This is a genomic window from Leclercia adecarboxylata, assembly GCF_006171285.1.
In the GTDB taxonomy this organism is placed as follows: domain Bacteria; phylum Pseudomonadota; class Gammaproteobacteria; order Enterobacterales; family Enterobacteriaceae; genus Enterobacter; species Enterobacter barmai.
Window position 1 is genome coordinate 1 of record NZ_CP040891.1, and the last position, 9,782, is coordinate 9,782.

The window sequence follows — 9,782 nt, forward strand, 5'->3', positions numbered from 1 at the left end:
ATGTCTGAATTAGTTGTTTTCAAAGCAAATGAACTAGCGATTAGTCGCTATGACTTAACGGAGCATGAAACCAAGCTAATTTTATGCTGTGTGGCACTACTCAACCCCACGATTGAAAACCCTACAAGGAAAGAACGGACGGTATCGTTCACTTATAACCAATACGCTCAGATGATGAACATCAGTAGGGAAAATGCTTATGGTGTATTAGCTAAAGCAACCAGAGAGCTGATGACGAGAACTGTGGAAATCAGGAATCCTTTGGTTAAAGGCTTTGAGATTTTCCAGTGGACAAACTATGCCAAGTTCTCAAGCGAAAAATTAGAATTAGTTTTTAGTGAAGAGATATTGCCTTATCTTTTCCAGTTAAAAAAATTCATAAAATATAATCTGGAACATGTTAAGTCTTTTGAAAACAAATACTCTATGAGGATTTATGAGTGGTTATTAAAAGAACTAACACAAAAGAAAACTCACAAGGCAAATATAGAGATTAGCCTTGATGAATTTAAGTTCATGTTAATGCTTGAAAATAACTACCATGAGTTTAAAAGGCTTAACCAATGGGTTTTGAAACCAATAAGTAAAGATTTAAACACTTACAGCAATATGAAATTGGTGGTTGATAAGCGAGGCCGCCCGACTGATACGTTGATTTTCCAAGTTGAACTAGATAGACAAATGGATCTCGTAACCGAACTTGAGAACAACCAGATAAAAATGAATGGTGACAAAATACCAACAACCATTACATCAGATTCCCACCTACATAACGGACTAAGAAAAACACTACACGATGCTTTAACTGCAAAAATTCAGCTCACCAGTTTTGAGGCAAAATTTTTGAGTGACATGCAAAGTAAGTATGATCTCAATGGTTCGTTCTCATGGCTCACGCAAAAACAACGAACCACACTAGAGAACATACTGGCTAAATACGGAAGGATCTGAGGTTCTTATGGTAATCCTCCCGAAAAAGCAGTGTGTTCATAAGTAGAATTTTCTCGTAATCTCAACTGAGGAGATCTCTATGAAAAAATCACGTTTCACCGACAGCCAAATCATGACCATTCTGAAACAGGCTGAAGCCGGAACACCGGTCCCTGAGCTGTGCCGGGAACATGGCTTCAGCAGCGCCAGCTTCTATAAATGGCGGTCAAAGTTTGGCGGGATGGATGCCTCTCTGATGGCGCGTCTCAAAGAACTGGAAGATGAAAATCGGCGTCTTAAGAAAATGTATGCCGAAGAGCGACTTAAAGCTGAAGTTATTCAGGAAGCTATGTCAAAAAAGTGGTGAGGCCATCTCAACGCCGACAGATGGCCAGACACGCCGTCAGCACGCAGCAAATCAGTATCCGCCTGGCCTGCCAGATTTTTTCTGTCAGTGAAACGTGCTATCGATATCTGCCACGTCTTTCTGTAGAAAATCAGCGTATTGCTGGCTGGCTACTGCGCATTACAGGCAGCCAGCGGAACTGGGGTTTTGGTTTGTGCTTTTTGTACCTGCGTAATGTGAAAGGTTTTCGCTGGAACCATAAACGCGTTTATCGAATTTACTGCGAATTATCACTGAATATGCGGATCAAACCTAAAAAGAGGCTGAAGCGTGATAAGCCAGAGCCGCTTGCGGTGCCGGAATACAGCAACGAATGCTGGTCAATGGACTTCATGCATGATCAGCTTTCAGATGGCCGTTCAGTTCGGCTTTTGAACATTATTGATGACTTCAACCGGGAAGCCCTGGCAATAGAAGTGGACTTCTCGCTGCCGTCCAGTCGGGTAAAACGCACACTTGAGCAGATCATTGAATGGCGAGGTAAACCCGCCGCAATCAGATGTGACAACGGCCCGGAATACACGAGCCACGAATTAATAAACTGGGCGGAGGATAACGGAATAAAACTCAACTTTATTCAGCCGGGAAATCCGCAACAAAACGCTTATATTGAGCGCTATAACCGGACAGTGCGTTATGACTGGCTGGGGCAGTATTTATTTTGTTCGCTGGATGAATTACAACGCTACGCGACAGAATGGCAGTGGTTTTATAATCACGAAAGGCCGAATATGGCACTGGGTGGTTATACGCCAAGACAACATGAGCTGCGCACAGCCTAAGTTCTACTATTGACCTCTGCTAAAAATGGGGGGATTACCTTATGGCTCTTGTATCTATCAGTGAAGCATCAAGACTAACAAACAAAAGTAGAACAACTGTTCACCGTTACATATCAAAGGGAAAACTGTCCATATGCACAGATGAAAACGGTGTAAAAAAGATAGATACATCAGAGCTTTTACGAGTTTTTGGTGCATTCAAAGCTGTTCACCATGAACAGATCGACAATGTAACAGATGAACAGCATGTAACACCTAATAGAACAGGTGAAACCAGTAAAACAAAGCAACTAGAACATGAAATTGAACACCTGAGACAACTTGTTACAGCTCAACAGTCACACATAGACAGCCTGAAACAGGCGATGCTGCTTATCGAATCAAAGCTGCCGACAACACGGGAGCCAGTGACGCCTCCCGTGGGGAAAAAATCATGGCAATTCTGGAAGAAATAGCGTTTTCAGCCGGCAAACCGACTGAAACCGGATCTGCGATTCTGATAACAAGTCGGCAACACCAAAACAGCCAGTTTGCGAGCGGAAAAAAACGCACTTTTGGACGTTCCGGCGGGTTTCAGGGGTGAGTACCAGGTCAGTGGTGCGCGCAAGATCGCTTATGTTAAATACAGCAGAAAAACCATAAAATTACCCTATAACGCAAATTGCTTTTTATGCTAATATTTCGCAATGGAGGGCGAACCAGTGTTTAACGTCATATTGCACGATGATGTACCAAATGAGCTGGCTGGCTTACCGCCAGTAGTCAGAGCGAAGATGATTCGCCTGATTGATAAACTTAAAACCAACGCTACTGCATTACGAGAGCCAGATAGCAAACCACTCCGGGATGGATTATTTGAGTTAAGGACGATGGGGACGGATATTGCCAGAGGTCTTTATGTTTATCAGAAAGGCAGGAATATCTATCTACTTAGAGTCTTTATTAAAAAGACTCAGAAAACCCCATCGGGTGAAATATCTATGGCCTTTGAACGTCTTAAGGAGATGCTAAATGAGTAAAGTTAAAGGTATCGCTTGGGAGCATGTTAGGAATGAATTGATGTCTAATCCTGAGGTTCAAGCAGCCTATGAAGCAGAGGAGCGCAAGGAAAGACTTCAAGCTATGCTCGCTGAATGGCGTCATCACGCAGGATTAACAAGAGCCCAGGTGGCAGAACGCATGGGTGTTACTCCACCTACCGTTTCTCGCATGGAATCTAATGTGATTAAGGCTAGCATTGAAACACTGGCTCGATACGCAAGAGCATGCGGTGTTAAGCACCCTCAGATCACGTTGTAATTTTCAAGGCCGCTTTAAGCAGCCTTTTGATGCGTGCAAGATCGCTTATGTTGAACAAGGAGTTTTTTTGCAAAAAACCATCATTTCACACATATGAGATAATCCTAAGGGATATAAATAGGCTAATTTTGCCCAACGCGCCAAAAATGTAAAGTTAGCATTTACAGCTTGTAAGCCATTGTTCTAGTTTCACAACGGCAAATTGATGTTAAGTCTAAAAGACCGTGATAACTCATTGTGGAAGATTGAGAGCTAAATGTAACAATAGAGGACATTGTTAGTCCAAGATTTAAGGGGTGAATATGTCACCCCTAAGATAAAACATTTACAGCCATATCTAATACCTGCAAGGTGCAAAAATATCGAGTTGGCTCTGATAGACGGTGGTTTTTACATTCATAAGTCCTAGCAAACTGTCGAACAAATTGTCGTGGGAAAAGCCGCCCTGTTCTGCTCGCTGTGCAACACAAGTCATGTTCAACTGATTATCTTGGCTAAAGTCATTAGATACCCAAGCCAGCATTGGTACGCTAGTTTGTTCTTTCGGTGCAATACTATAGGGCGCACCATGTAAATACATGCCCTTTTCACCCAAAGACTCACCATGGTCAGAGAGATACAGCATTGCAGTATCGAACATATCCTGCTTACCTTTTAATTTATTCACCACTTCACTGAGAATAAAATCCGTATATAGAATAGTGTTGTCGTAGGTGTTAATCAGTTCTTCTTGACTGCAATTTTGAATATCACTGCGCGGACAATCCGGTATAAATTTACGATGCTCTGGCGGGTATCTAAGATAATAAGTTGGTCCATGACTACCAATGATATGCAAAAAAATTACTGTATCTTGACTTGGTGCTACTGCCAGAATTTTATCTAATTTGTTGAGCAATACTTGGTCAAAACAATATTGGCCAGAACACAGCTTCGGATCACTCTTCAAATCTATCGTGAGATTTTCAACCTGATCACACACACCTTTACAGCCAGAATCATTATCAAACCACTGTACTTTTATACCACTATGACTTAACACATCAATCACTGTGTCTTGAGCATTAGCACGGCGAGGATCATAGTCTGCCCGCCCCATTCGTGAAAACATACAGGGTAGAGACACCGCCGTGGCCGTGCCGCATGAGCTAGTATCGTTAAACGCAATCAGCCCCTGATTTTGGGTATGAGCATTGGTTGGCTTGTTATATCCATAATATTGATAGCTCATTGAGCGCGCAGTTTCACCCACAACAAACACTAATAAGTTAGGTTTAGTGTTCGGGTTACGACTGGCATTCTTCGCATCTAGGCCAAGTTGTTGGTATTCCATGGGCGTCTGCAAATAGTGCTCATTGAGATATTTAGATGCACTACTGACAAAATAGGTAGGGACAATGTAACGCCTTAACTCACTGTTGTTTCGACCAAATGCAGCATAATCTTGATAGTAAAAAAAGGCGACTATCCCAATGCCAACGAACATTAGCAGCATAAAGGCTAATTTATGCAATAACTCCTTAAAAAAGGGCTGATAATGAATATCGGCCTTATAAATAAGATATGACGGTAATAGCCCAGTCAGCAGTAGATTGGTAATTGATGCAAGATTTACATACATCAATGCTTCAGCAGGATGTGTTTGAAACGTGTTTTCTATCATGCCGTAGTCAAACACGACATTGTATTGATAGGCTGCAAAAAATACACTTGAGGAAAGTAACGTCAATACGATAAAAAAGGGCTTCAGCAGGTATTTGACGGTAAAAATTGAAAACAAAAAACTCAGCGCAAATGTTAAAAATAGCGGCATAGATGCGATGAAAAGGGGATCAACTTCTGGTTGTTTTTCAATTCCTTTTCGCACTATACCAAAGAGCGGTAGATTGAAAATGGCAACATAAAACAACGCAGTGATGAAAGTGAATTGGTTAACCGATAACGTCTTAAATCTAGAAATCACAAAAACCCCTTTTTTGCTAAAAAAAACAATACTAGCTTGACCTCATTAAAATAACCTTATGATTAAAAGGTTATTTTAATGAGTCACCAACAAACTTAACAGATAAGACCGTTTTAGGTGAATTGAGCCCAATTCACCTAAAAGTTACATGTAAAGGAAGGTGCGAACAAGTCCCTGATATGAGATCATGTTTGTCATCTGGAGCCATGGAACAGGGTTCATCATGAGTCATCAACTTACCTTCGCCGACAGTGAATTCAGCAGTAAGCGCCGTCAGACCAGAAAAGAGATTTTCTTGTCCCGCATGGAGCAGATTCTGCCATGGCAAAACATGGTGGAAGTCATCGAGCCGTTTTACCCCAAGGCTGGTAATGGCCGGCGACCTTATCCGCTGGAAACCATGCTACGCATTCACTGCATGCAGCATTGGTACAACCTGAGCGATGGCGCGATGGAAGATGCTCTGTACGAAATCGCCTCCATGCGTCTGTTTGCCCGGTTATCCCTGGATAGCGCCTTGCCGGACCGCACCACCCCGTCAGTAGCTGAACAGGAGGGACAGCTGATAGAAACAGAAGCCACTGGAGCACCTCAAAAACACCATCATACACTAAATCAGTAAGTTGGCAGCATCACCCATGTCCGAAAGTAAGCAAAACCATTAACGGACAGCCGGATCATTTCGTACATCCCTTACGGTCAGGGGTTCGCGCTCAATGGAACGAAATCACCCGTTAGCTTAAAACGCTTAACGTAGGATAATTTCCTTTTTCCAAGCGGACCCGTCCCTCAGCCCCACCATGACGACTGAAGTGGCTGTAAACGCAGTACCTATCAATTTCAATATAAACAATGAACTAACGCTGTTAGCGTGGTTTTTTGCATCATTGGCCCTCAAACCCCATTAAAGACTACAGCCTGCACATTGACCCGTCGGTCATTATTAACCAGAAAATCACCGCCGCACCCACCATCGGTAAAAGATGGTACGTGTACGATAACGCGATACTGAATCAGCTTGAGCACCGTCTGGTGAAAACGCTGGAAGGTTTTATGCCGAAGCTCAGAGCACGTTACGACGATATTTACGTGCTGCGTAACGACGAGCAGTCAACGCGCTTTAAGCTCACGGAGTTCGGCGGCGTGCGCGGCTTTATGCCGGACTTCATCATGATACTGACGCGCCATGCGGATAATGCTTACTGGCAGGTCTTCCTTGAGCCGAAAGGGGATGACCGTCTGCTGGATGACGCATGGAAAGAGCGGATGCTCGAAACCCTGAATGACAGGGAGCGCATTGTGATTGATGAAAATGAGGACGTCAGGCTGGTCGGAATTAAATTCTTTGCCAACAGTCAGATGGACGCCTTCGTCAGCGACATGCAAAACCGGCTGAATGAGGGCGAATCGCTGGAAACCGCTTCGCTCTCCCTGCCGCTGTAATTCACGACAACAATAACGGCGCAATGTGCGCCGTTATGTTATTTTTTGATAATCATCCAGGTATTCTCTTTATCACCATACGTAGCTCGGGTGTCCACTTTAACGCAGGGCTTTCCGTCACAACGCGATATATCAGCCAGCGGGGCTTTCTTCTGCCAGACCGCTTCCATCCGTTGCATTTCAGCAATCTGGCTGTACCCGTCATTCATAAACCACGTAAATGCCGTCACGCAGGCAACCATGACGAAAAATATCGTCAGCACGAGATAAATCGCGGATTTCCACGTATAGCGCGACATCTCGCGTCGCATTTCATGGATCATCGCCTTCGCCGTATCGGTAGCCTGATTAAGCGCTTCTGTCGCCGGTTTCTGCTGTGCTAATCCGGCTTGTTTCAGCTCTTTCTCAACCTGAATGAGCGCGGCATGAACAGATTGCCTGACGGTTTCAGTCATATTACCGGACGCGCTGTCCAGCTCACGAATGAGCCTGCTCAGCGTGTCACTCTGCTGCTGTAATTGTGCTGAGGCGTCCTGAAACTGCTCAGTCAGAGAGGTAACACGCTTTTCCAGCGCCTGATGATGCCCGATGAGGGCAGCGATTTGTTTAATGTCGTCGCTCATGAAAAATCCTGTCTATCGTGAAAATGACCAGCCTTTATCCGGCTTCTGTCGTGTCTGTTCGGCGAGTCTCTGCTGTTCTTTCTCCTGCTGACGCTGTTTTTCTGCCAGTCGCTCCATTTCCTGATGTATCCCCTGAAACTCCGCCATTGTCTCGTTCACAAGGGACTGAAGGTCGATTTCGTCCTGTACGTCCTTCAGCGCATCACTGACCAGTGCGTTCAGCTTCTCCGGCTCTTTCTCAAAATCGAAAACCCTGCCGGAAGTGTCTTCCTGCGCAGGTTCAGGCTTCTGCTCTTGTTTTATCGTCAGGTTATCCCGCTCGCTGATGGCTTCCCGTAGCGAGGTGGTCACGTCAATCACACTGTCACGTTCATCACGAGACTGCTCCGCCTGCCTTTCAGCGTCCCTGCGCTCAAGGATGGCCTGTAACTGCGCAGTATCGAACCGCTGAACCTGTCCCGCGCCAAGATGCCGCTCAGGCTCACGCTCAATGCCCTGAGCTTTGAGTGAGCGTGCATCAACGCGGTCGGTATGCTGATACCGTTCAAGGTGCTTATTCTGTAGGTCAGCCCAGCGTTCCCGCTGGGCGACGAGGTGCTCTTTGCGTTCTGTCGGCGTTTCCCCGAAACGTGCCTTTTTCGCACCGCCGCGCTCAGGGGCTTTGCTGTTAGCTCGCTTAAAATACTGCTGCGGGTCACGGTCGATACCGTCATTCATCCGCTCAGAGAACATGATATGCGCGTGCGGCTGCTCGCCGCCGGCTATCGCCGCTTTCGGATTATGAATGGCGAACTGATACGCATGACGGTCGCCGATTTCCTGCCGGACAAAATCGCGGACCAGTTCAAGGCGTTGTTCGGGTTTCAGCTCACGCGGCAGGGCAATCTCGATTTCACGGTAGGTACAGCCGTTGGCACGTTCAAACGTGTCAGCGGCTTTCCAGAACTCCGTCGGTTTATGCGCTGCCCAGGCAGGCATATTGCCGGACTCCTTGTGCTCAAGGTCGGAGTCTTTTTCACGGGCATACTTTCCCTCACGCGAAATATAATCGGCATGGGGAGAGGCACTGCCTTTCCCGCCGGTTTTTACGCTGAGGTGATAGGAGGCCATCGTGTTTTTATCCCGCTGAAGGCGCGCACCGTTTCTGAACGAAGTGAAGAAACGTCTAAGTGCGCACTGATAATAAAAAGCTTATCAGTGATTCTACCTGCATTTGACCTCGGCCGCCATTCCTGACCATAATTTCCACATCAACATTCAGAGGATAAATGGGCATGAATAAAAGCGAAAAACAGGAAAAATGGGCAGCAGACAGAGTGCAGTACATTCGCGGCTTAAAGTCGCCGAATGAACAGCAGAAACTCATGCTGATACTGACGGATAAAGCGGATAAAACAGCGCAGGATATCAAAACGCTGTCCTTGCTGATGAAGGCTGAACAGGCAGCAGAAAAAGCGCAGGAAGCCAGAGCAAAAGTCATGAATCTGATACAGGCCGAAAAACGGGCAGAAGCCAGAGCCGCCCGTAAAGCCCGTGACCATGCCCTGTACCAGTCAGCCGGACTGCTTATCCTGGCGGGTCTGGTTGACAGCCAGACGGGGAAGCCTGTTGATGATACCGCTGCCTTGCTGGGTGCATTAGCCAGTCTGAATGACCTGTCGAGGGATAATCCGAAGTGGTCAGACTGGAAAATCAGAGGTCAGGAACTGCTGAACAGCAAGAAGTCTGACAGCTCTGCATAGCAGACCTGCCATAAAACGCCCTGAGAAGCCCGTGACGGGCTTTTCTTGTGTCATGGGTAGATTTCCTCGTGTGAGTCCATGAAAAGCGCCTGTAGCATCATTTACCCCCATTCCCTGCCAGAGCCGTGAGCGTAGCGAACTGAATGTCACGAAAAAGACAGCGACTCAGGTGTCTGATGGTCGGAGACGAAAGGAATATTCAGCGATTTGCCCGAGCTTGCGAGGGTGCTACTTAAGCCTTTAGGGTTTTAAGGTCTGTTTTGTAGAGGAGCAAACAGCGTTTGCGACATCCTTTTGTAATACTGCGGAACTGACTAAAGTAGTGAGTTATACACAGGGCTGGGATCTATTCTTTTTATCTTTTTTTATTCTTTCTTTATTCTATAAATTATAACCACTTGAATATAAACAAAAAAAACACACAAAGGTCTAGCGGAATTTACAGAGGGTCTAGCAGAATTTACAAGTTTTCCAGCAAAGGTCTAGCAGAATTTACAGATACCCACAACTCAAAGGAAAAGGACTAGTAATTATCATTGACTAGCCCATCTCAATTGGTATAGTGATTAAAATCACCTAGACCAATTGAGATGT

General features: G+C 45.5%; 10 protein-coding genes and 2 pseudogenes. 8 read left to right on the top strand and 4 right to left on the bottom strand.

Features of this window, described 5'->3' with window-relative positions:
- The 5 genes from FHN83_RS26225 to FHN83_RS26245 all read left to right on the top strand — a co-directional run bounded on the left by FHN83_RS26225 (position 1) and on the right by FHN83_RS26245 (position 3,417).
- Entirely contained in the window at positions 1-951 is a 951-nt protein-coding gene (locus FHN83_RS26225) for a replication initiation protein (protein ID WP_034167667.1), read from the top strand.
- 79 nt (positions 952-1,030) lie between these two features.
- Positions 1,031-2,118 (top strand): IS3 family transposase gene (locus tag FHN83_RS26230; protein WP_088569307.1). Its coding sequence is split into 2 segments (ribosomal slippage): positions 1,031-1,283 and positions 1,283-2,118, totalling 1,089 coding nucleotides; the frame shifts between segments, so codons are not numbered across the junction.
- Positions 2,119-2,159: 41 nt separating this feature from the next.
- Positions 2,160-2,573 carry a hypothetical protein gene (locus FHN83_RS26235; protein WP_001229901.1) on the top strand — a complete coding sequence of 138 codons (414 nt, stop codon included), beginning with the start codon at positions 2,160-2,162 and terminating at the stop codon, positions 2,571-2,573.
- A 246-nt stretch (positions 2,574-2,819) separates the two neighbouring features.
- Positions 2,820-3,137: a type II toxin-antitoxin system RelE/ParE family toxin gene (locus FHN83_RS26240; protein ID WP_040113353.1), complete on the top strand. Its 318-nt coding sequence runs from the start codon at positions 2,820-2,822 to the stop codon at positions 3,135-3,137.
- Positions 3,130-3,417, top strand: coding sequence for a helix-turn-helix domain-containing protein (locus FHN83_RS26245; RefSeq protein WP_172691904.1), 288 nt, complete (start codon positions 3,130-3,132; stop codon positions 3,415-3,417). The genes FHN83_RS26240 and FHN83_RS26245 overlap by 8 nt, the downstream gene beginning before the upstream one ends.
- A gap of 337 nt (positions 3,418-3,754) precedes the next feature.
- Here the strand turns inward: FHN83_RS26245 and FHN83_RS26250 are convergent, their stop codons facing one another.
- Entirely contained in the window at positions 3,755-5,380 is a 1,626-nt protein-coding gene (locus FHN83_RS26250) for a phosphoethanolamine--lipid A transferase MCR-4.3 (protein ID WP_011638903.1), read from the bottom strand.
- A 223-nt stretch (positions 5,381-5,603) separates the two neighbouring features.
- On the opposite strand from FHN83_RS26250, the pseudogene FHN83_RS26255 reads away from it, so the two are divergent.
- Positions 5,604-5,915: pseudogene (locus FHN83_RS26255) on the top strand (IS5/IS1182 family transposase); the annotation flags it as partial.
- On the opposite strand, the pseudogene FHN83_RS26260 reads toward FHN83_RS26255, so the two are convergent.
- Positions 5,876-5,962: pseudogene (locus tag FHN83_RS26260) on the bottom strand (IS1 family transposase); the annotation flags it as partial. The pseudogenes FHN83_RS26255 and FHN83_RS26260 overlap by 40 nt on opposite strands.
- Before the next feature lie 297 nt (positions 5,963-6,259).
- Between FHN83_RS26260 and FHN83_RS26270 the strand changes: the two are divergent.
- Positions 6,260-6,823 carry a hypothetical protein gene (locus FHN83_RS26270; protein WP_255296771.1) on the top strand — a complete coding sequence of 188 codons (564 nt, stop codon included), beginning with the start codon at positions 6,260-6,262 and terminating at the stop codon, positions 6,821-6,823.
- A gap of 38 nt (positions 6,824-6,861) precedes the next feature.
- Here the strand turns inward: FHN83_RS26270 and FHN83_RS26275 are convergent, their stop codons facing one another.
- Together FHN83_RS26275 and mobA are read right to left on the bottom strand one after the other, a co-directional pair.
- Positions 6,862-7,446 carry a mobilization protein MobX gene (locus FHN83_RS26275; RefSeq protein ID WP_040126191.1) on the bottom strand — a complete coding sequence of 195 codons (585 nt, stop codon included), beginning with the start codon at positions 7,444-7,446 and terminating at the stop codon, positions 6,862-6,864.
- Positions 7,447-7,458: 12 nt separating this feature from the next.
- On the bottom strand, positions 7,459-8,556 hold the full coding sequence (mobA, locus tag FHN83_RS26280; protein WP_040113349.1) for a mobilization protein MobA: 1,098 nt from the start codon (positions 8,554-8,556) through the stop codon (positions 7,459-7,461).
- A 164-nt stretch (positions 8,557-8,720) separates the two neighbouring features.
- On the opposite strand from mobA, the gene traD reads away from it, so the two are divergent.
- Positions 8,721-9,188 (top strand): conjugal transfer protein TraD, encoded by a 468-nt coding sequence (gene traD / locus FHN83_RS26285; RefSeq protein WP_064645523.1) that lies wholly within the window; start codon positions 8,721-8,723, stop codon positions 9,186-9,188.
- Positions 9,189-9,782: the final 594 nt, after the last annotated feature.